This window comes from Streptomyces endocoffeicus, from assembly GCF_016741935.1.
GTDB classification, from domain to species: domain Bacteria; phylum Actinomycetota; class Actinomycetes; order Streptomycetales; family Streptomycetaceae; genus Streptomyces; species Streptomyces endocoffeicus.
Window position 1 is genome coordinate 1 of the sequence record NZ_JAERRG010000015.1, and the last position, 20,307, is coordinate 20,307.

Consider the following 20,307-nt stretch of genomic DNA (forward strand, 5'->3'; position numbering starts at 1 on the left):
TTCTTCAAAAAGACCCCGATGGGAATTTCATTCCCCTCGGGGTCTTTTTCGTGCCCATGTCCACTACGCCCCGGTGCGGGGCCTGTGCGGGCCTACCGGTAGAGTCATGGAGCATCATCGGCCTGTTTCTCACGGGAGGCTCCCGGGTGGAGGTACAGGAGACACGCGTCCAGACGGACCGTGTGCTCACCATCCCGAACATCCTCAGCGCGGCGCGCCTCGTCGGCGTGCCGCTTTTCCTGTGGCTGATCCTCCGGCCCGAGTTCGGCGGGCCCAACAGTGACGCCTGGGCGCTGCTGGTTCTGGCGTTGAGCGGTATCAGCGACTATCTCGACGGGAAGCTGGCCCGTCGCTGGAACCAGATCAGCAGTCTCGGCCGGCTTCTCGACCCGGCGGCCGACCGTCTGTACATACTGTCGACTCTTGTCGGTCTCACCTGGCGCGAGATCCTGCCCCTCTGGCTCACCGCGGCCCTTCTCGCGCGAGAGCTGGTCCTGCTGGTGATGGTGGGCATCCTCCGGCGTCATGGCTATCCGCCGCCCCAGGTGAACTTCCTCGGCAAGGCGGCCACCTTCAACCTGATGTATGCCTTCCCGTTGCTCCTTCTGAGTGAGGGAAGTGGCTGGCTTCACACGACCGCCGCTATTTTCGGATGGGCGTTCGCCGGATGGGGTACAACACTCTATTGGTGGGCAGGAGTCCTCTACGTGGTTCAGGTCCGCCGACTCGTCAGGGCGGACACCGCGGCCGACTGAGCTCGCCGTAGCGGCGTCCATAGAGGCCGGGGCCCGTAGCGACTTCAGGTGTAAGGGCCATCGGGCGTGCGCGGTCGGCATGACCGTCGTCTCTTCAAGGAGGACGCTTCCGATATGAAGGCCGTCGTGATGGCAGGGGGCGAGGGGACTCGTCTGCGCCCGATGACCTCGACCATGCCCAAACCGCTGCTGCCCGTGGCCAATCGGCCGATCATGGAACATGTGCTGCGGCTGCTCAAGCGGCATGGTCTCAGCGAGACCGTGGTGACAGTCCAGTTCCTCGCCTCCCTCGTCAAGAACTACTTCGGTGACGGCGAGGAGCTCGACATGGAGCTCACGTACGCGAATGAGGAGAAGCCACTCGGCACCGCCGGAAGCGTCAAGAACGCGGAGGAAGCACTCAAGGACGACACCTTCCTTGTGATCTCGGGTGATGCCCTGACGGATTTCGACCTCACGGATCTGATCAATTTCCATAAGGAAAAGGGCGCCCTTGTCACCGTCTGCTTGACCCGCGTTCCCAATCCGCTCGAGTTCGGTATCACCATCGTCGACGAGGGCGGAAAGGTCGAGCGCTTCCTGGAGAAGCCCACTTGGGGCCAGGTCTTCTCGGATACCGTCAACACCGGCATCTATGTCATGGAGCCGGAGGTCTTCGACTATGTCGATCCCGATGTCCCGGTCGACTGGTCCGGAGATGTCTTCCCCCAGCTGATGAAGGAGGGCAAGCCCATCTTCGGCTATGTCGCCGAGGGCTACTGGGAGGACGTCGGGACCCATGAGAGTTATGTGAAGGCCCAGGCGGACGTTCTCGAGGGCAAGGTCGATGTCGAGCTCGACGGATTCGAGATCTCGCCCGGTGTATGGGTCGCCGAAGGGGCGGATGTGCATCCGGAGGCCGTGCTCCGCGGTCCGCTCTACATCGGCGACTACGCCAAGGTGGAGGCCGGTACCGAGATCCGTGAGCACACCGTCGTCGGCTCCAATGTCGTGGTGAAGAGCGGCGCCTTCCTCCACAAGGCGGTGGTGCACGACAATGTGTACGTCGGCCAGCAGAGCAATCTGCGCGGCTGTGTCATCGGCAAGAACACCGACATCATGCGTGCCGCCCGGATCGAGGACGGGGCCGTGATCGGCGATGAGTGCCTGATCGGCGAGGAGTCGATCGTCCAGGGCAATGTCCGGGTCTATCCGTTCAAGACCATCGAGGCGGGCGCGTTCGTCAACACCTCGGTGATCTGGGAGTCCCGGGGGCAGGCCCATCTGTTCGGCGCCCGCGGCGTCTCCGGCATCCTCAATGTGGAGATCACCCCGGAGCTCGCGGTGCGGCTCGCCGGGGCGTATGCGACGACGCTCAAGAAGGGCTCGACGGTCACCACGGCGCGTGACCACTCCAGGGGCGCGCGGGCGCTCAAGCGGGCGATGATCTCCGCCCTCCAGACCAGCGCCATCGACGTACGGGACCTGGAGAACGTGCCGCTGCCGGTGGCCCGGCAGCAGACCGCGCGCGGCAGCGCCGGCGGCTTCATGATCCGGACCTCGCCCGGGGTGCCCGACTCGGTCGACATCATGTTCTTCGATGAGCGGGGCGCCGATCTCTCCGCGGGCGGTCAGCGGAAGCTGGACCGGGTGTACGCCCGCCAGGAGTACCGCAGGGCGTTCCCGGGCGAGATCGGTGACCTCAGCTTCCCGTCGAGCGTCTTCGACTCGTACACGGGCTCGCTGGTGCGCGCCGTGGACATCAGCGGTATCGCCGAGGCCGGGGTGAAGGTCGTCGTGGACGCGGCCAACGGCAGCGCCGGACTGGTGCTCCCCAGCCTGCTGGGCCGGCTCGGGGTGGACGCGCTGACCATCAACCCGGGCCTGGACGAGTCGCGTCCGACGGAGACCGCCGACGCCCGCCGGTCGGGGCTGGCCCGGCTCGGCGAGATCGTCGCCTCCGCGCGTGCCGCGTTCGGAGTGCGGTTCGACCCGGTCGGTGAGCGGTTCTCGCTGGTCGACGAGCGCGGCCGCATCGTGGAGGACGACCGGGCGCTGCTGGTGATGCTGGACCTGGTGGCCGCGGAGCGGCGGAGCGGGCGGGTGGCGCTTCCGGTGACCACGACCCGTATCGCCGAGCAGGTGGCGGCGTACCACGGCACACAGGTGGAGTGGACGACCACCGCGGCGGACGATCTGACCCGGGTCGCCCGGTCGGAGTCGACCATCTTCGGAGGCGACGGGCGCGGCGGGTTCATCATCCCCGAGTTCAGCAGCGTCTTCGACGGTACGGCCGCCTTCGTCCGGCTGATCGGGTTGGTGGCGCGCACTCAGCTGACGCTGAGTCAGATCGATGCGAGGATTCCGCGGGCGCATGTCCAGCGGCGTGACCTGGCCACCCCCTGGGCGGTCAAGGGCCTGGTCATGCGGCATGTGGTGGAGGCCGCGGGGGACCGTTCCGTGGACACCACCGACGGGGTGCGGGTCGTGGAGACCGACGGCCGATGGGTCATGGTGCTGCCCGACCCGGCCGAGGCCGTCACCCATCTGTGGGCGGAGGGCCCGGACGACGCGTCCGCGCAGGCCCTGCTGGACGAATGGTCCAGCGTCGTGGACAGCGCGGGGCGCTGATCCCGGGGCCGCCCGAGCACGTCTGAGCGCGTAGGGCCGCCGTCCCGAGGTCCCGGATCCGGCACGCCGGAGGGGCCATTCGGTGGCGGCGGCCCCCACGTGCGACGATGTGCGGCATGTCGCAGCAGCCCCCCGTTCGGAGCACAGCATCGCCGCGCCCGCGCCCGCGCCTCGACGCGTCCATGTCGCTGCTGACCAATGTGATGGACCACAGCCTTGACGACGGCTACGCCGAGGCCGCCGCGCGGCGTGGGGAGACCGGTCGCTCGGGCCTGCCGCGCACCGTGCGGGCCAAATTGGGGCTGGCCTTCGGTCTCGTCCTGGTCGCGGTCGTCATCACCATCGGGGCAGCCGAGGCGCGGATATCGGCGCCGACGCTGGCCAAGGAGCGGGGAGAGCTGATCGACCGCATCGAGACGGGGAACTCGAACGCGGACAAGCTCGCCCGGGGCGTGGACAAGCTCCGGGGCGAGGTCGGGGAGAAGCAGCGGCAGGCACTGGAGAAGCACGGCGGGGCCAGGGCCGATCTGGTGGCGCTGCTCTCGGGGGCCAACGAGGTGACGGGCCCCGGGGTGAAGCTGGTGGTCGACGACGCCAAGGGCGCGGCGGGCAGCGGCGGGGGACCACGGGAGAGCGCGGACTTCTCCGACACCGGCCGGGTGCGCGACCACGATATGCAGCGTGTCGTCAACGGCCTGTGGGAGTCGGGCGCGGAGGCCGTCTCGATCAACGGGCAGCGGCTGACGGCGCTCTCGGCGATCAGGGCCGCGGGAGACGCCATACTGGTCGACAACAAGCCGCTGGCGCCGCCGTATACGGTGCTCGCGGTGGGGGACGGGCGGCGGCTGAGCACCGCTTTCCAGAACAGTGCGGACGGACAGTACCTGCATGTACTGCAGCAGAACTATGACATCCGTACGAGCATTTCCGCCCAGGACTCGCTCCGGCTTCCGGCCGCGCCGAGCCTGATCGTACGCACCGCGGAACCGATAGCCGGTGGCTCCGGCAAGGGTGACGCCGACACAGGGAAGGGCACATCGTGATCGCCGTATTGGGGCTCATCGTGGGAGTCGTGGTGGGACTTGTGGTCCGACCCGTGGTGCCGACGGTGGTCGAGCCCTATCTGCCGATCGCCGTCGTGGCGGCACTCGACGCGGTCTTCGGGGGCTTCCGGGCGATGCTGGACGGGATCTTCGACGACAAGGTCTTCGTCGTATCGTTCCTGTCCAATGTGGTGGTGGCCGCACTGATCGTCTTCCTCGGTGACAAGCTGGGCGTCGGTGCCCAGCTGTCGACGGGAGTCGTGGTCGTGCTCGGTATCCGGATCTTCTCCAACGCGGCCGCGATCCGCCGCCATGTGTTCCGGGCGTGAGGCCGATGACGACCGACGACACCCCGGAGAAGCCCGACAGGGCACAGTCGGCCGAAAACCGACCGCAGGCCGACACGCCGCGAGGACCGGTCGACACGCCGCGGCAGCCGGTCGAAACGTCGCGGCAGTCCGCCGACACGCCGCGACAGGAGCCGGCCGACACGCCGCGGCAGTCGGCCGACACGCCGCCTCCGGCCGAGAGGGACGCGAAGGCCGAGCAGCCCGCGAAGGCCGGGCGAGCGGCGAAGGGTGAAACGGCCGAGAAGGCCGCTGAGCCGCCCAGGCGGTCTCCCGAGCCGCCGCGTCGGCCGGAGACGCCCGAGCGGCCCGCGCGCCCCGGGGAGCCCCGCGAGCGGGTCGAGCCGAAGCGGGCCGAGCCCAAGCGGCCGTCGGCGGCCGGACCGCCGCGCCCGGGCGCCCCGTCGCCCGTCCGGAAGCCCGAGCGCCGTGACGCGCCGGCGACGCCCGCGGAGCGGCCGGGCCGGCCCGCCACGCCCCCGCCGGGCGGCTTCAAGGACCTCGCGCTCAGGACGCCCCTGCCCAAGGCCGTACTGCCCGAGGCCCTGCCGCCGCAGGCCCAGGGCCGGTCCGTCACGGCGGACACGCCCGGGGCGCGTGCCGAGGGCCCCGGGCCCGCCGACGGGTCCCGGAGCGGTCCCGGAGAGCGTGTGGGGCCCGCTCCCCGCCCCGGGGGCCCCGGGTCCGAGCGGGGGTCGGCGGACGCCCTGACCGGTCGCCAGCGGCTGGTGAAGGGCGTATGGCCGCCGCGGCTCACCCGTGCGCAGCTGATCGTCGCCCTGCTGCTCTTCGGCCTCGGCCTGGGTCTCGCCATCCAGGTGCGGTCGACCAACGAGAGCAGCGTGCTGCGCGGCGCCCGGCAGGAGGACCTGGTCCGGATCCTCGACGAGCTGGACTCCCGGACCCAGCGGCTCCAGGACGAGAAGCGCCGCCTGGAGAACCAGCGCACCGAGCTGGAGAACAGCTCGGACCAGGCCGAGGAGGCCCGGAAGCAGACGCTTCAGAAGGAGCAGCAGCTGGGCGTGCTCGCGGGTACGGTGGCAGCACAGGGTCCTGGTATCACGATCACCATCGACGACTCCCGGGGCTCCGTGGAGTCGGACATGCTGCTCGACACGGTCCAGGAGCTGCGCGCGGCGGGCGCCGAGGCGATCCAGATCGGCAAGGTACGCGTGGTCGCCGGCACCTACTTCTCGGACAGCGGTGGCGCGATCCGGATCGATGGACGGAAAGTGACGCGACCGTATGTTGTGAAGGTGATCGGCAAGCCGGAGGATCTGGAGCCGGCCCTGAACATCCCGGGCGGGGTGGTGCAGAGCCTGGAGAAGGAGCAGGCCACAGTGTCCGTGCAGCGGGACAAGAAGGTCGTTGTGGATGCCTTGCGATCGGCGAGGCGGCCTGACTACGCTCGGTCGTCATCACGGTGAGGCGGTTCGAAATGAGGGTCTCTCGGGGAGACCATGTGGACGCGGGGGGTCAACGCACCAGAAGATCCGCGCGTGGTGGAAACTGTCTGGTGGTCACGGACGTTGTGAGGATGTCCGGACCGTCTGGTGTGTGCATCGAGGGTTTGTCCTGCCCCACGGGCGGGTCTGTTTCAGTCAAGGGGAATCGCCCGTGAAGTTGTTCGGGAAGTTGTTCGGTAAGAGTGCCCGCCAGGATGGCGGCAGCAGCACCGCTCGCCACCGCGCCTCGCGTGCCGCGGAGGAGAGCGGAGGGGGAACCGGGGAGCGCCCGCTCTTCCGTGACCAGGTCGGCGGGCAGGGCGCGTCTGTTGACCCCTCCGCGGCCGGGCCCATAGGTTTCGGGGACCCATCGGCCGCTCACAGTGGTGGAGGGCCCGGTTTGCCGGTCTGTCAGCGGTGTGGCCACCGGAACGCGGAGGCCAGCCGGTTCTGCTCCAATTGCGGTGCCCCGCTGCGGGGCGGCACGCCCGAGCGTGCCTCGGAGACCACTTCGACCATTTCGATCTCGGGTCTCGAGGCGTACGACTCCGAGGTGACCGGGCAGACGCCGCTGCCGTCACTCAGCCCGGAGGCGCAGGCCGCCGTCGAGGCGCTGCCCCTGGGGTCGGCCCTGCTGGTGGTCCGCCGCGGGCCGAATTCCGGCAGCCGCTTCCTGCTGGACAGTGATGTCACCACGGCGGGCCGTCACCCGCAGAGCGACATCTTCCTGGACGATGTGACGGTCTCCCGCCGCCATGTGGAATTCCGCCGCGGCCAGGACGGCAGCTTCACCGTCTCGGACGTCGGCAGCCTCAACGGGACGTATGTCAACCGGGAGCAGATCGACGCGCCGGTGGTCCTGGTCAGTGGGGACGAGGTGCAGATCGGTAAGTACCGGCTGGTCTTCTACCCGAGCCAGCGGGGCGTCGGCATCTGACCCGTCAGGGGAGGTCCATGCTTCAGACACCGTCGGGCGGTGCCGATACCGGCACCGCCCCCGCGGGCAGCCGGTCGATGAGCATCGGCACCGTGCTGAATCTGTTGCGGGACGAGTTCCCCGAGGTCACCATCTCCAAGATCCGCTTCTTGGAGTCGGAGGGGCTGGTGGAGCCGCGGCGGACGCCGTCCGGCTACCGCAAATTCAGCCAGCAGGATGTGGAGCGGCTCGGCCATATCCTCCGGATGCAGCGTGACCACTACCTGCCGCTCAAGGTCATCCGGGAGCATCTGGAGGCCCTGGAGCGGGGCGAGCCGTTGCAGCTTCCTGCCGCTTCGCAGGGAGCTCAGCAGCCCGGGTCGCTCGACGGCGGCCCCGGCGCGGCCCCGGACGGCCCCACGGCCGCCCGGGTCGGCCGTGCCGAGCTGCTGGCAACGGCCGAGGTCAGCGAGGCGGAGCTGGCCGAATGGGAGTCGTACGGACTGCTCGCGCCGACCGCGGACGGCGGGTACGACATCGAGGCGGTGACCGTCGCCCGGCTCATCGCCGAACTCGGTCGTTTCGGCCTGGAACCACGTCATCTGCGAATCATGAAAGCCTCCGCCGAGCGCGAGGCCGGAATGGTCGAGCAGGTGGTCGCCCCGCTGCGGTTGCATAGAAATCCGCAGACCAGAGCGCATGCGGAGGCCAGTGTGCGGGAGCTCGCCACGCTCTCCGTACGGCTGCACGCGGCCCTGGTGCGATCGGCTCTGAGGGTCCAGGAGCGGTGACCGACCGGGCCCCGACTATCCAAACCGGCCGGGCACGTCCTAGGGTTGCTGTGTGAACGAGCTCGACGTCGTGGGTGTCCGGGTGGAAATGCCCTCCAACCAACCGATCGTGCTCCTGCGTGAAGTGGGAGGCGACCGCTACCTCCCCATCTGGATCGGACCAGGTGAGGCGACCGCGATCGCCTTCGCTCAGCAGGGCATGGCTCCGGCGCGCCCGCTGACCCATGATCTTTTCAAAGACGTACTCGAAGCGGTCGGCCAGCAGCTCACGGAGGTCCGGATCACGGATCTGCGCGAGGGGGTCTTCTACGCGGAGCTGGTCTTCGCCAGCGGCGTGGAGGTCAGCGCCCGGCCGTCCGACGCCATAGCGCTCGCGCTGCGCACCGGAACGCCGATCTACGGCAGCGACGGCGTGCTGGACGACGCCGGTATCGCGATCCCGGACGAGCAGGAGGACGAGGTGGAGAAGTTCCGCGAGTTCCTCGACCAGATCTCGCCCGAGGACTTCGGAACCAGCAGCCAGTGAACCGTATGCCGGTCCTCGCGCGCGCATTCGAGTAGCCTTTCCCGGACGAGGGACACGGGAAACCACCCTTAGGGTGATTATCACTCGGCGTGCCGAGTGTGGCGATCGTTGACGCACCCCGGGTGACTGCCTACCTTCAAGATGGCAGGTCGAGGACGGAGGTCGGCGTGAGAAGCACCGGCGACGGCACGGCGGCCGGAGGTCCGTATGCGCTCCAGGGGAGCGCATCGGCCGATCCGGCATTGAAGGCTCGGGTCGCGGCACAGGCCGCACCGCCGCGTGAGCCCGCCGCAGGGGGGACGGAGCGGATCGGATACCGCGGACCCACTGCGTGTGCGGCCGCGGGCATCACCTATCGCCAGCTGGACTACTGGGCGCGTACCGGGCTGGTGGAGCCGAGCGTCCGGCCGGCGTACGGCTCGGGCAGCCAGCGGCTCTACAGCTTTCGGGACGTGGTCGTCCTCAAGATCGTGAAGCGGCTGCTGGACACCGGGGTGTCGCTCCAGAACATCCGGGCGGCGGTGGTGCACCTGCGTGCCAGGGAGCTCGACGACCTGGCCCAGATGACGCTGATGAGCGACGGTGCGACCGTCTACGAGTGCACCTCGCCCGATGAGGTCGTGGACCTCCTCCAGGGCGGCCAGGGCGTCTTCGGGATCGCCGTGGGCGTCGTCTGGCGGGATGTGGAGAGCGCGCTGTCCCAGCTGCACGGCGAGCGGGTGGACACCGGCGAGACGCTGGTCCGGCACAACCCGACCGACGAGCTCGCGGCGCGCCGCAACCGGGCGGGTTAACACCGTCGGGCGCCCCGGTGGTGAACCGAGTGGCGCCCCCGGGCCCGCCCCCGGCCGTTGATGCCGCCCCATTGTCAGTGGTGTGCGGCAGCATCGGAGGGGTGAGGGGTGCGCCGACGATTCTCCATCTGGACATGGACGCCTTCTACGCCTCGGCGGAGCAGGCGGCCAAGCCCAGCCTGCGCGGAAAGCCGGTGATCGTGGGGGGCCTGGGGCCGCGTGGTGTGGTGGCCACGGCCTCGTACGAGGCCCGGGTGTTCGGGGTGCACTCCGCGATGGCGATGGCCCAGGCCCGCCGCCTGTGCCCGAACGCGGCGTTCCTCATCCCCCGCTTCGCGCTCTACCGCAAGGTGAGCGACGCGGTCATGGCCCTGCTGCACACGCTGTCGCCGCTGGTGGAGCCGCTGAGCCTGGACGAGGCGTTCGTCGATCTGGAGGCGGGCGGCACCGAACCCACCGTGGAGGCGGCGCGCGCCGTGGCGGAGCGGCTGCGGGCCGACATCAAGGCGGTCACCGGGCTGACCGGATCGGTGGGGCTCGCCGGATCCAAGATGCTCGCCAAGATCGGTTCGGAGCAGGCCAAGCCGGACGGTCTGGTGGTCATCGAGCCCGGGACGGAGCGTGATCTGCTCGGCCCGATGTCGGTGCGGACGCTCCCGGGCGTCGGTCCCGCCACGGCGGAGACGCTGCGCCGGGCCGGGATCCACACCGTGGCCGAGACCCGGGAGGCGGGCGAGGCCGAGCTGGTGCGGCTGCTGGGGCGGGCTCACGGCGCGTCGCTGTTCCTGATGGCCGAGGGACGGGACGAGCGGCCCGTCGTCGCCGAGCGGGACGCCAAGTCCATCTCGGTCGAGGACACCTTCGACGTCGACCTCACCGACCGCACCCGGGTGCAGCTGGAGATCGCGCGGCTCGCCGACCGCTGTGTGCGGCGGCTGCGCGAGGCGGGCCGCTCCGGGCGGACGGTCGTGATCAAGGTGCGGCGGTACGACTTCTCCACGCTCACCCGTTCGGAGACCCTGCGCGGGCCGACCGACGACCCGGCGGTGGTGCGCGAGGCCGCGGCGCGGCTGATCGACGGGGTGGACACCACGGCGGGTGTCCGGCTGCTGGGGGTCGGCGTCAGCGGTCTGGCGGACTACACGCAGGAGGATCTCTTCGCACAGGCCGCCCAGGCCGCGCAAGCCGCCCAGGCCGCGCAAGCGGCTCAGACCGCTGACGCCGCTCATGAGGCCGTGGGGGACGCCGGACGCCCGCCGGGCCCCGAGAGGCCGGAGCCCGTGGGAGAGGCCGCGGGAGAGGCTTCTGAGGACGCTGAGAAGCCGCGACGCTGGCTCCCGGGCTCCGATGTACGGCACGCCGAGTACGGGGCGGGCTGGGTGCAGGGGAGCGGAGTGGGCCGGGTCACCGTGCGCTTCGAGGAGCCGTGGTCGCCGCCGGGCCGGGTGCGGACGTTCCCCGTGGACGACCCGGCGCTGCAGCCTGCCGACCCGCTGCCGCTGCTGCGCCCGGACGCGGATGCCGGCGCTGAAGCGGCCGAGGTCCCGTCCGGGCAGGACCCGGAGTCCGGTGGTGGGTCCGAGCGCGGGCCCGAGCCCGGCCGGGGGCGGGGTCAGCCCGTGACGTCCAGGCCGTAGTGGTGGTAGAGCTGAAGCTCCTGCTCGGGGGAGAGGTGGCGGCCCACCCCGAAGTCCGGGGCGTCCTTGATCAGCGACCGGTCGTACGGCACCCGCAGGGTGTCGCCGACGACCTCGCTCGGTTCGAGCGGTACGAAGACGTCCCGGCTGAACAGCCCGGTGCGTACCGCCGCCCATTCGGGCTCGCCGGTCGCGTCGTCGAGATAGACCTCGTCCACGGTGCCGATCTTGGCGCCCTCGCGGTCGAATGCCTTGCGGCCGATCAGGGTCCGCGGGTCGATATCGGTCTGCACGCTCTCTCCCACAGGTGGCAAACAGATGACAAGCAAGTGGCAAGTGCCCATTGCTCCCTACAAAAAGCCACATCGCCGCACTCGGCCACTCGAACGCCCGCGGCCGTCCCCCGCGGCAGACGCGACCGTCCCCCGCGGCAGAACCGCTGGTACGCTGACTGTGGCTGCAGACCCCGTGCGGGAGAGTCCTCCGCCGACGCTGTCGGAGGCGCCGAAGGAGCAAACCCTCCCCGGAATCTCTCAGGCACACGTACCGTGCGGGTGAGGTCACTCTGGAAAGCAGGGCGGGCCACGGGCGAGCAGAGTTCCGGAACCCCTCCTCACCGACGGTGAAAACCGGTCAGGCGGTATGTGGGCCGGTGAAGCTCTCAGGTTGAGATGACAGAGGGGGAGGCCGTCCGGGCACCCGAGCCGCGGTGCCCCTCGTAGGTCGTCACAGACCAGGAGGCCCCCGCAGATGACCGCCAATCGCATCGCACTCTCCGACTTGGAATCCAGTACTCCGTTCGAGCGGCGTCACATCGGCCCGGACGGCGAGGCACAGGCCAAGATGCTCGCCCAGGTCGGCTTCGGCTCGCTGGACGAGCTCACCGAGGCAGCCGTACCGGACGTCATCAAGAGCACCGGGGCGCTGGACGCCCTGCCGTCGGCCCGCAGCGAGCCGGAGGTCCTCGCCGAGCTGCGCGCGCTCGCCGACCGCAACCAGGCGCTGCCGTCGATGATCGGCCTCGGCTACTACGGCACCCACACCCCGCCGGTGATCCTGCGCAATGTGCTGGAGAACCCCGCCTGGTACACCGCGTACACGCCCTACCAGCCGGAGATCTCCCAGGGCCGGCTCGAGGCGCTGCTGAACTTCCAGACCGTCGTCGCCGATCTGACCGGGCTGCCCACGGCCGGTTCCTCGCTGCTGGACGAGGCCACCGCGGCCGCCGAGGCGATGGCGCTGTCGCGGCGCGTCGGCAAGGTCAAGGAGGGCGTCTTCCTGATCGACGCCGACTGTCTGCCGCAGACCACCGCGGTCATACGGACCCGCGCCGAGCCGACCGGTGTCGAGGTCCTCGTCGCCGACCTGGCCGAGGGCATCCCGGACGAGATCGCCGAGCGCGGGGTCTTCGGCGTGCTGCTGCAGTACCCGGGCGCCTCCGGCGCGGTGCGCGATCCGCGCCCGGTCATCGAGCGCGCCCATGAGCTGGGCGCCGTCGTCACCGTCGCCGCCGATCTGCTCGCGCTCACCCTGCTCACCTCGCCCGGCGAACTGGGCGCGGACATCGCGGTGGGCAGCAGCCAGCGGTTCGGCGTCCCGATGGGCTTCGGCGGACCGCACGCCGGTTTCATGGCGGTGCGCGACGCCTACGCCCGCAACCTCCCCGGCCGGCTGGTCGGGGTCTCGGTGGACGCCGACGGCGACAAGGCGTACCGGCTGGCGCTGCAGACCCGTGAGCAGCACATCCGCCGGGAGAAGGCCACCAGCAACATCTGCACCGCTCAGGTGCTGCTGGCCGTGATGGCCGGGATGTACGCCGTCTACCACGGCCCGGACGGACTCGCGGCGGTCGCCCGCCGCACCCACCGCTACGCCTCCGTGCTCGCCGAGGGGCTGCGGGCCGGTGGCGTCGAGGTGGTGCACGGCGCGTTCTTCGACACCCTCACCGCGCGGGTGCCGGGCCGGGCCGCCGAGGTCGTCGCCGCGGCCCGCGAGGCGGGGGTCAACCTCCGGCTGACCGACGCCGACCACGTCGGCATCGCCTGCGACGAGACCACCGGCCGCGCGCAGCTCGCCGCCGTATGGTCCGCCTTCGGGGTGGACGGCGGCAACGGCGACGCCTCCGGGATCCCCGGGATCGACGAGCTGGACGCCTCGGCGCCGGACGCGCTGCCCGCGACCCTGCTGCGCCAGGACGGCTATCTGGCCCACCCGGTCTTCCACCAGCACCGCTCCGAGACCGCGATGCTGCGCTATCTGCGGCGCCTGGCCGACCGGGACTACGCCCTGGACCGGGGCATGATCCCGCTGGGCTCCTGCACCATGAAGCTCAACGCGACCACCGAGATGGAGCCGGTCACCTGGCCCGAGTTCGGCGCGCTGCACCCCTTCGCACCGGCCGAGCAGGCCCAGGGCTATCTGACCCTGATCCGTGAGCTGGAGGAGCGGCTGGCCGAGGTCACCGGCTATGACAAGGTCTCGCTGCAGCCGAACGCGGGGTCCCAGGGCGAGCTCGCCGGACTGCTGGCGGTGCGCGCCTACCACCGGGCCAACGGGGACACCCAGCGCACCGTCTGCCTGATCCCGTCCTCCGCGCACGGCACCAACGCCGCCAGCGCCGTGATGGCCGGTATGAAGGTCGTCGTGGTCAAGACCGGCCAGGACGGCGAGGTGGACACCGACGACCTGCGCGCCAAGATCGAGCAGTACGGCGACCAGCTGGCCGTCCTGATGGTCACCTACCCCTCCACCCACGGGGTGTTCGAGGAGCACATCACGGAGATCTGCGCGACCGTGCACGACGCGGGCGGCCAGGTCTACGTGGACGGCGCCAACCTCAACGCGCTGGTCGGGCTCGCCGAGCCCGGCCGGTTCGGCGGCGATGTCTCGCATCTGAACCTGCACAAGACCTTCTGCATCCCGCACGGCGGCGGCGGCCCCGGCGTCGGCCCGATCGCGGTGCGCGAGCATCTGGCGCCCTACCTCCCCAACCATCCGCTGCAGCCCGCCGCCGGACCGGCCACCGGCGTCGGCCCGGTCTCGGCCGCGCCGTGGGGCTCCGCGGGGATCCTGCCGATCTCGTGGGCGTACATCCGGCTGATGGGTGCCGAGGGGCTGCGCCGCGCGACCCAGGTCGCGGTGCTCGGCGCCAACTACGTCGCCAAGCGCCTCGAGCCGCACTACCCGGTGCTCTACACCGGCCCCGGCGGCCTGGTGGCCCATGAGTGCATCGTGGATCTGCGTCCGCTGACCAAGGCCACCGGTGTGACCGTGGACGATGTGGCCAAGCGCCTGATCGACTACGGCTTCCACGCGCCGACGATGTCGTTCCCGGTGGCCGGGACGCTGATGATCGAGCCGACCGAGAGCGAGGATCTGGCGGAGCTGGACCGGTTCTGCCAGGCGATGATCGCCATCCGGGCCGAGATCGAGAAGGTCGGCTCCGGCGAGTGGGCCAAGGAGGACAATCCGCTGCGGAACGCCCCGCATACGGCGGCGTCGCTGACCGCGGAGTGGGACCACCCGTACTCCCGGGAGGAAGCGGTCTTCCCGGCCGGGGTCTCGGCGGCCGACAAGTACTGGCCGCCGGTGCGGCGGATCGACGGGGCCTACGGGGACCGTAACCTCGTCTGCTCCTGCCCGCCGCTGGAGTCCTACGAGGGCTGAGAGGCCTTGAGCCCGGCGATGCGTCAGTGGGGCCGGTTCGGCGAATGCGCCGGGCCGGCCCCTGATAGTTACGTGCCGTCGACGGCGGAGGTCAGGCCGCGGTGACGACGTGCTCGGAACCCAGCGGTCGGCATGGTGCGATCACACGCCCGTCCGGCAGCAGCTCACCGGTGTCCTCGAAAAGCAGGACGCCGTTGCACAGCAGGCTCCATCCCTGCTCCGGGTGGTGCGCCACGAGATGGGCGGCCTCCCGGTCGGCGGAGTCGGCTGACGGGCAGGGTGGTTGATGCTGGCACATGACAGGGTTCTTTCGCTGCGGAGTGGTGAAGGTCCTGCGGCTCGCTGCGGCGTTCATGGCCGCCCCCCGTGGTTGAGTCGGTCGATTGCTCCAGTGTTGCCCTGCGGCCTGGAATCCGCAGGGATTTCGCGGTACCGGTCTCGCTAGATAATGACGCATCACCCGTCCGGACGGTTCATCGCGGCCGGACTGTTACGAGGATGCTGCGGAGCGCCCCGTGACCCGGCGGTCACGGGGCGCTCCCAATCTGATGAAGGACCAGGTCAGACAGGTGAGCCAAGCAAGGGAGCCCGGGTCAGCCGATGGGTGAGGACGGGCAGCAGATCTGTTGCGCGGTGCGCCCGGTGGGCCGCGATACCGGGTGGGGCCGGGGCGAGCGGCACCAGCAGGTCCCCGGCGCCGAGGCCGCCTTCGGCGCCGTCCGCGGTCAGGTCGCCGTGCAGCCAGAGCGTGACCATGTAGAGCTCGGGGATGGACAGCAGCCGCGGCTGATACGCCGAGGGCAGTGACTCGGCCTCGCTCAGGGCGAGTTCGGCCGAGCTGACGTAGGGGCCCTCGGAGAAGTGCGAGAAGGCCCAGCCGTCGGCGGTGAGCATCGCCTCGGCGGCGGCCACCGTAAGGTCGCCGTCGCGGATCAGGAATCGCCAGCCGGTGAGCCGGGTGCGCGGCGGGGCGTCGGGGGCGGTGATGTCGTCCAGGACATGGACGGGGAGCGGAAGTTCGGGTTGGAAGGGGCCGGTGAGCGTGGAGAGCACGGGGGTGCGGGCCTCGCGGACGGCGGTGGGGGAGTCAAGGGCCGTGAGGACGCTGCGCAGGGCGGGCGCGGGGGCCTGGGGCACATGCAGCGGCATGGTGGGTCGCCTCTCGCTTTGAAGACACGGTGAAGCGATAGCGGGCCGGGTTTGGGCGGCGCTGTCGGTGGAACACGGGTCAGAGGGGAGCCGGAACAGACCGTTCGGGCGTTATCTCTCTGCCTCGTTAGCCGAGTTTATACGACAAGTGTTCCCGTTGTGTTTCGTCTAGCCGCTGCCGATATCGCCGACAAGAGGATATCCGGACCCCGGGAACGCGGGGATTTTCCCCGATTCAGTGCCAGATGAACGGATATGACCTGGCATTTTGAGGCCCGCGCGGTAGGCTGGAACTCGCTGGTCCATTTCCCCAGCGCAATGCGCAGTTTCACAGAGCCTACCGGCTGGGTGGGGATCGCGGGGCGTTATCGATCACATTGGTGGGCATCATCGAGCGTGGTGTGCACACGCCCGGCGCCGATGATCCACTCAGAGGAGGGACGCTTCGATGGGGGAGAAGCTCATAGCCGGTGAGTTCGACCCGTCCGGCCGGCGACGGCAGCGCGTCCGGTTGCGACAGTGCCTCGACGGGCTGGGCCGGCTCCTGGCCGACAAGCGATTCGACCGCCCGAAGAATCTGATGGGGCTGGAGATCGAGCTGAATCTCGCCGGGGCCGACGGGCTGCCGAGGATGATGAACGCGGAGGTTCTGGAGCGCATCGGGAGTCATGATTTCCAGACCGAACTCGGGCAGTGCAATCTTGAAGTAAACATCGTGCCCCACCGTTTGCACGGACGCGTTCTCGATCAGCTCTCCGAAGAGCTCCGAACCGGTTTGTCATATGCCGACCGCAAGGCGCGGGAAGTGTCTTCCGAGATCGTGATGATCGGAATTCTGCCAACTCTCGCCGCGGACGATCTGGGATCCACGAACCTCTCCTATGACGACCGTTACAAACTTCTCAATGAGCAGATGCTGGCCGCCCGTGGTGAGGATTTCCTCATCGACATCGAGGGCCGGGAGCGATTCACCTACGCCAGCTCCTCCATCGCCCCCGAGGCGGCCTGCACCTCCGTCCAGCTCCATCTGCAGGTCACCCCGGGCCGCTTCGCGGACGCGTGGAACGCGGCGCAGGCGGTGGCCGCCGTGCAGATCGCGGTGGGCGCCAACTCCCCCTTCGTCTTCGGCCACGAGGTGTGGCGCGAATCCCGGCCGCCGCTGTTCCTCCAGGCCACCGATGTGCGCCCGCCGGAGATCGCCGCCCAGGGGGCGCGCCCGCGCACCTGGTTCGGCGAGCGCTGGATCGACTCCGCCTACGAGCTGTTCGAGGAGAATCTGCGCTACTTCCCGCCGCTGCTCTCCACCGGCGAGGACGAGGACCCGCTGCGGGCGCTGGACGAGGGCGGGGTGCCCGAGCTCCAGGAACTGGCGCTGCACAACGGCACGATCTACCGCTGGAACCGGCCCGTCTACGACGTCGTGGACGGTGTGCCGCATCTGCGCGTGGAGAACCGCGTGCTCCCGGCCGGGCCCACCGTCACCGATGTCATCGCCAATGCCGCCTTCTACTACGGGCTGGTCAGGGCGCTGGCCGAGGAGTCCCGTCCGGTGTGGACGAGGCTGCCGTTCGCGGCCGCCGCGGCCAACTTCGAGGCGGCCTGCCGGCATGGCATCGACGCCGTCCTGCAGTGGCCCAAATCCGGCCGTTCGGCGTCCCTGACCCGCACCTCCGCCGTACGGCTGGTCCGCGAGGAACTGCTGCCGCTCGCCGCGTCCGGCCTCGACTCCTGGGGCGTGGAGCCCGCCGACCGCGACCGCTACCTCGGCGTGATCGAGGAGCGCTGCAAGCTGGGGGTCAACGGCGCGTCCTGGCAGGCGGCCACCTACCACCGGGCGCTGGGCGGCGGACTGGACCGGGAAGCCGCCCTCGCGGCGATGACCCGCCGCTACTGCGCCCTGATGCGGACCGACGCACCGGTGCACACCTGGCCCACCGATCTCTCCGGGTGACGCCCCCACCGTGGACCATGACCCCGTATTGTCCGGTGAACGGGGCGGGTGCACCGATGAGGCGGAGAGACGGAAGTGGGGACAGGAGTGCGGTCACAGGCGCGGGGCGCGGAGCTGCCCGTGGTCGAGGACGGGCTCTCGCGGCGGATGCTGCGCAATGAGACGCTGCTCGTGCTGGCGCTGTCCCTGGGCGCGAGCGGGCTGTCCGCGCTGATCAGCTTTATCGGCTCGGTGACCAAACCGGGCGGGCTGAAGGACCAGGCGGCCAATCTCAACTCGTCCGCGGCGCCGGGGCGGCCCTGGCTGGATCTCGCCTGGCAGCTGTTCGGCATCACCACCGCGCTGGTGCCGGTCGCGCTCGTGGCCCATCTGCTGCTGCGCGAGGGCGCCGGGCTGCGGGTGATCGGCTTCGACCGCGACCGGCCCCGGTTCGACCTGGCGTGGGGCGCCGCGATCGCGGCCGCGATCGGCGGCACCGGGCTGCTGCTGTACCTCGGGGCGCGGGCCGCCGGGGGCAATCTGACGGTGGTGCCCGAGTCGCTGCCCGACGTCTGGTGGAAGATCCCCGTACTGATCGCCTCCGCCGTGCAGAACGCGGTGCTGGAGGAGGTGGTCGTGGTCGGCTATCTGCTGCGCAGGCTCGGGCAGTTGGGCTGGACCCCGATGGCCGCCCTGCTGGCCGGCTCGGTGCTGCGCGGCTCGTACCACCTCTACCAGGGGATCGGCGGCTTCTTCGGCAATATGGCGATGGGCGTGGTCTTCGTGCTGCTCTACCGCCGCTGGGGGCGGGTCGGGCCGCTGGTCGCCGCCCACGCGCTGATCGACATCGTGGCCTTCGTCGGATACGCCGCGCTGGCGGGCCGGGTGGACTGGCTGCCCACGGCCTGACCCGCCGTCCGGCGTTGTGCGACGGGCCTCAGGTCAGCAGCTCACCGTCGATGACGGTGACGGCGCCGCCCGTCAGCAGCGTACGGTCGCCGCGCAGCGCGGTGCGGACCAGGCCGGTGCGTGCGGACGCCTGGAGCCCCGTCAGCTCGTCACGGCCGAACCGGGCCGACCAGTAGGGCGCGAGCGCGGTGTGCGCGCTGCCGGTGACCGGGTCCTCGTCGATGCCGACGCGCGGGGCGAACATCCGCGAGACGAAGTCATAGCCGCGCCCGGGGTCCTCGGCGGCCGCCGTCACGATGACGCCCCGGTGGCTGATCCGCTTGAGCGCGGCGAGATCGGGGGCCAGAGCGCGCACGGTCTTCTCGTCGGCCACCTCGATCAGGAGGTCGTCGATGAACGGGCCGGCCTGCTGGGCGGACACGATCCGGGCGCCGAGCGCCGCGCCGACCTCGGCCGTCTTCTCGGACACTCGCAGCTCGGCGAGTGAGGCCGTGGGGAAGTCCAGTGTGATCGAGCCGCCGTCGTCGGCCGTCGCCGACAGCACCCCGCTGAGGGTGGCGAAGCGGACCGTGCCGGTCGCGGCCCCCGTGGCCTTCAGGACATGGGTGGTGGCGAGCGTGGCATGGCCGCACATGGGTGCCTCGGTGACCGGGGTGAACCAGCGCAGCGCCCAGTCGGCCTCCGCGGCCCGGGGGAGGGGGTGGGCGAAGGCGGTCTCGGCGAGGTTGACCTCGGCGGCGACCTGCTGGAGCCAGTGGTCGTCCGGGAAGGCGTCGGTGTCGAGGAGGACGACCCCGGCCGGGTTTCCGGCGAAGGGGCGGTCGGTGAACGCGTCGACGATTCGTATCCGCATAGGCCGACCGTAGGCGGCGGGCGGCGGGTGGGCCATGGCCAATCGCCCGGATGTGGCTCCTTTCGGGGCAGGGCAGGGCGGGCGATGAGGGAGCCGCGGTGCGGGAATCGGCCCTCAGGGTGCCCGAGGGGCTCGGCGTGGCGGGAGAAGGGGGTTGGCATCCGATCGGTTCCGATATATCGTTGAAGTGTCGTGATGGATCGACGATAGAAAGGAGCGTCACGATGCGTTCTCATGGACATGGACACGGACGTGAGCACTGCGGACCCGGCCACCGTGGCTGGGGCGAAGGCGAGGGGCGTGAGGGGCGGCGCGCGGCGTTCGGCCCGTTCGGCCCCGGGTTCGACGGTCCGCCCTTCGGTGGCCCCCCGTTCGGCGGCCGTGGCCGCGGCGGACCGGGTGGCCGGGGGATGCGCGGCCGGGCGCGGCGCGGCGATGTGCGCGCCTCGATCCTGGCCCTGCTGAAGGACCGCCCGATGCACGGCTACGAGATGATTCAGGAGATCACCGAGCGCAGCGGGGGAGCCTGGCGGCCCAGCCCCGGCTCGGTGTACCCCACCCTTCAGCTGCTCGAGGACGAGGGGCTGATCGGCAGCGAGAGCGAGGGCGGCAAGAAGCTGTTCGCGCTCACCGACGCCGGCCGCGCCGAGGCCGAGGCGGTGCCCGCCGCCCCGTGGGAGGAGGTCGGACGCGGTATCGACTGGGAGGCCATGCAGGAGGTCCGCCAGGCGGGCTTCGGGCTGATGGAGGCGTTCGCCCAGGTCTGGCGGACCGGCAGCGCGGAGCAGCGGCAGAAGGCCGTCTCCGTCATCAATGAGTCGCGCAAGCGGCTGTATCTCATCCTCGCCGAGCAGGAGGCGGCGAACGGCGACGCCGAGCGCGGCGGCGAGAGCTGAGCCCCGTCGGAGGGGGGTACGGCCGCGCGGGGGCGGCGGA

Annotated in this window: 18 protein-coding genes and 2 riboswitches; of the genes, 14 read left to right on the forward strand and 4 right to left on the reverse strand. The window is 70.4% G+C overall.

Going from position 1 to position 20,307, the window contains the following annotated elements:
* The first annotated feature begins 146 nt into the window (after window positions 1-146).
* From clsA to JK364_RS31295, 10 genes are all read left to right on the forward strand, one after another.
* Complete coding sequence (clsA, locus tag JK364_RS31250) at window positions 147-755, forward strand: cardiolipin synthase ClsA (protein ID WP_201854713.1); 609 nt, start codon at window positions 147-149, stop codon at window positions 753-755.
* Between the two features lie 114 nt (window positions 756-869).
* On the forward strand, window positions 870-3,365 hold the full coding sequence (locus JK364_RS31255) for a mannose-1-phosphate guanyltransferase (RefSeq protein ID WP_201854714.1): 2,496 nt from the start codon (window positions 870-872) through the stop codon (window positions 3,363-3,365).
* A 116-nt stretch (window positions 3,366-3,481) separates the two neighbouring features.
* Window positions 3,482-4,408: a DUF881 domain-containing protein gene (locus tag JK364_RS31260; RefSeq protein ID WP_201854715.1), complete on the forward strand. Its 927-nt coding sequence runs from the start codon at window positions 3,482-3,484 to the stop codon at window positions 4,406-4,408.
* The gene (locus JK364_RS31265; protein ID WP_014058688.1) at window positions 4,405-4,737 is read left to right on the forward strand and encodes a small basic family protein; all 333 of its coding nucleotides are present in this window, start codon (window positions 4,405-4,407) and stop codon (window positions 4,735-4,737) included. Before JK364_RS31260 ends, JK364_RS31265 begins: the two co-directional genes overlap by 4 nt.
* Window positions 4,738-5,300: 563 nt before the next feature.
* Complete coding sequence (locus tag JK364_RS31270) at window positions 5,301-6,182, forward strand: DUF881 domain-containing protein (protein WP_372462022.1); 882 nt, start codon at window positions 5,301-5,303, stop codon at window positions 6,180-6,182.
* Between the two features lie 130 nt (window positions 6,183-6,312).
* Entirely contained in the window at window positions 6,313-7,137 is an 825-nt protein-coding gene (locus JK364_RS31275; RefSeq protein ID WP_307841432.1) for an FHA domain-containing protein, read from the forward strand.
* A gap of 17 nt (window positions 7,138-7,154) precedes the next feature.
* On the forward strand, window positions 7,155-7,907 hold the full coding sequence (gene ftsR / locus JK364_RS31280; protein ID WP_201854716.1) for a transcriptional regulator FtsR: 753 nt from the start codon (window positions 7,155-7,157) through the stop codon (window positions 7,905-7,907).
* A gap of 52 nt (window positions 7,908-7,959) precedes the next feature.
* The gene (locus JK364_RS31285; RefSeq protein WP_014058684.1) at window positions 7,960-8,433 is read left to right on the forward strand and encodes a bifunctional nuclease family protein; all 474 of its coding nucleotides are present in this window, start codon (window positions 7,960-7,962) and stop codon (window positions 8,431-8,433) included.
* Between the two features lie 167 nt (window positions 8,434-8,600).
* Complete coding sequence (locus JK364_RS31290) at window positions 8,601-9,227, forward strand: MerR family transcriptional regulator (protein ID WP_182467177.1); 627 nt, start codon at window positions 8,601-8,603, stop codon at window positions 9,225-9,227.
* Window positions 9,228-9,328: 101 nt separating this feature from the next.
* Window positions 9,329-10,864 carry a DNA polymerase IV gene (locus JK364_RS31295; protein WP_201854717.1) on the forward strand — a complete coding sequence of 512 codons (1,536 nt, stop codon included), beginning with the start codon at window positions 9,329-9,331 and terminating at the stop codon, window positions 10,862-10,864.
* Here JK364_RS31295 and JK364_RS31300 read toward each other — a convergent pair.
* Window positions 10,840-11,157 (reverse strand): PRC-barrel domain-containing protein, encoded by a 318-nt coding sequence (locus JK364_RS31300; RefSeq protein ID WP_020873604.1) that lies wholly within the window; start codon window positions 11,155-11,157, stop codon window positions 10,840-10,842. The two genes, JK364_RS31295 and JK364_RS31300, sit on opposite strands and share 25 nt — an antisense overlap.
* A 168-nt stretch (window positions 11,158-11,325) precedes the next feature.
* Window positions 11,326-11,423, forward strand: a riboswitch (glycine riboswitch).
* A 1-nt stretch (window position 11,424) separates the two neighbouring features.
* Window positions 11,425-11,549, forward strand: a riboswitch (glycine riboswitch).
* 65 nt (window positions 11,550-11,614) lie between these two features.
* Here JK364_RS31300 and gcvP point away from each other — a divergent pair.
* Window positions 11,615-14,530: an aminomethyl-transferring glycine dehydrogenase gene (gene gcvP / locus JK364_RS31305; protein WP_201854718.1), complete on the forward strand. Its 2,916-nt coding sequence runs from the start codon at window positions 11,615-11,617 to the stop codon at window positions 14,528-14,530.
* A 91-nt stretch (window positions 14,531-14,621) separates the two neighbouring features.
* Here the strand turns inward: gcvP and JK364_RS31310 are convergent, their stop codons facing one another.
* Window positions 14,622-14,828, reverse strand: a complete 207-nt coding sequence (locus JK364_RS31310; protein ID WP_037964925.1) for a DUF5999 family protein — start codon at window positions 14,826-14,828, stop codon at window positions 14,622-14,624.
* Between the two features lie 263 nt (window positions 14,829-15,091).
* Entirely contained in the window at window positions 15,092-15,679 is a 588-nt protein-coding gene (locus JK364_RS31315) for a hypothetical protein (RefSeq protein WP_201854719.1), read from the reverse strand.
* Between the two features lie 448 nt (window positions 15,680-16,127).
* On the opposite strand from JK364_RS31315, the gene JK364_RS31320 reads away from it, so the two are divergent.
* Window positions 16,128-17,630, forward strand: coding sequence for a glutamate-cysteine ligase family protein (locus JK364_RS31320; RefSeq protein ID WP_201854720.1), 1,503 nt, complete (start codon window positions 16,128-16,130; stop codon window positions 17,628-17,630).
* Between the two features lie 147 nt (window positions 17,631-17,777).
* Window positions 17,778-18,518, forward strand: coding sequence for a CPBP family intramembrane glutamic endopeptidase (locus JK364_RS31325; RefSeq protein ID WP_230992810.1), 741 nt, complete (start codon window positions 17,778-17,780; stop codon window positions 18,516-18,518).
* Between the two features lie 28 nt (window positions 18,519-18,546).
* Here JK364_RS31325 and JK364_RS31330 read toward each other — a convergent pair whose 3' ends face one another.
* Window positions 18,547-19,371 (reverse strand): PhzF family phenazine biosynthesis protein, encoded by an 825-nt coding sequence (locus tag JK364_RS31330; protein ID WP_201854722.1) that lies wholly within the window; start codon window positions 19,369-19,371, stop codon window positions 18,547-18,549.
* Window positions 19,372-19,595: 224 nt separating this feature from the next.
* On the opposite strand from JK364_RS31330, the gene JK364_RS31335 reads away from it, so the two are divergent.
* Window positions 19,596-20,267 (forward strand): PadR family transcriptional regulator, encoded by a 672-nt coding sequence (locus tag JK364_RS31335; protein ID WP_201854723.1) that lies wholly within the window; start codon window positions 19,596-19,598, stop codon window positions 20,265-20,267.
* Window positions 20,268-20,307: the final 40 nt, after the last annotated feature.

Coding starts and splice junctions, on each gene's coding strand:
- JK364_RS31255 (WP_201854714.1), top strand. CDS start 870: ATGAAGGCCGTCGTGATGGCAGGGGGCGAGGGGACTCGTCTGCGCCCG.
- JK364_RS31260 (WP_201854715.1), top strand. CDS start 3,482: ATGTCGCAGCAGCCCCCCGTTCGGAGCACAGCATCGCCGCGCCCGCGC.
- ftsR (WP_201854716.1), top strand. CDS start 7,155: ATGCTTCAGACACCGTCGGGCGGTGCCGATACCGGCACCGCCCCCGCG.
- gcvP (WP_201854718.1), top strand. CDS start 11,615: ATGACCGCCAATCGCATCGCACTCTCCGACTTGGAATCCAGTACTCCG.
- JK364_RS31310 (WP_037964925.1), bottom strand. CDS start 14,828: ATGTGCCAGCATCAACCACCCTGCCCGTCAGCCGACTCCGCCGACCGG.
- JK364_RS31315 (WP_201854719.1), bottom strand. CDS start 15,679: ATGCCGCTGCATGTGCCCCAGGCCCCCGCGCCCGCCCTGCGCAGCGTC.
- JK364_RS31320 (WP_201854720.1), top strand. CDS start 16,128: ATGGGGGAGAAGCTCATAGCCGGTGAGTTCGACCCGTCCGGCCGGCGA.
- JK364_RS31325 (WP_230992810.1), top strand. CDS start 17,778: ATGCTGCGCAATGAGACGCTGCTCGTGCTGGCGCTGTCCCTGGGCGCG.
- JK364_RS31330 (WP_201854722.1), bottom strand. CDS start 19,371: ATGCGGATACGAATCGTCGACGCGTTCACCGACCGCCCCTTCGCCGGA.
- JK364_RS31335 (WP_201854723.1), top strand. CDS start 19,596: ATGCGTTCTCATGGACATGGACACGGACGTGAGCACTGCGGACCCGGC.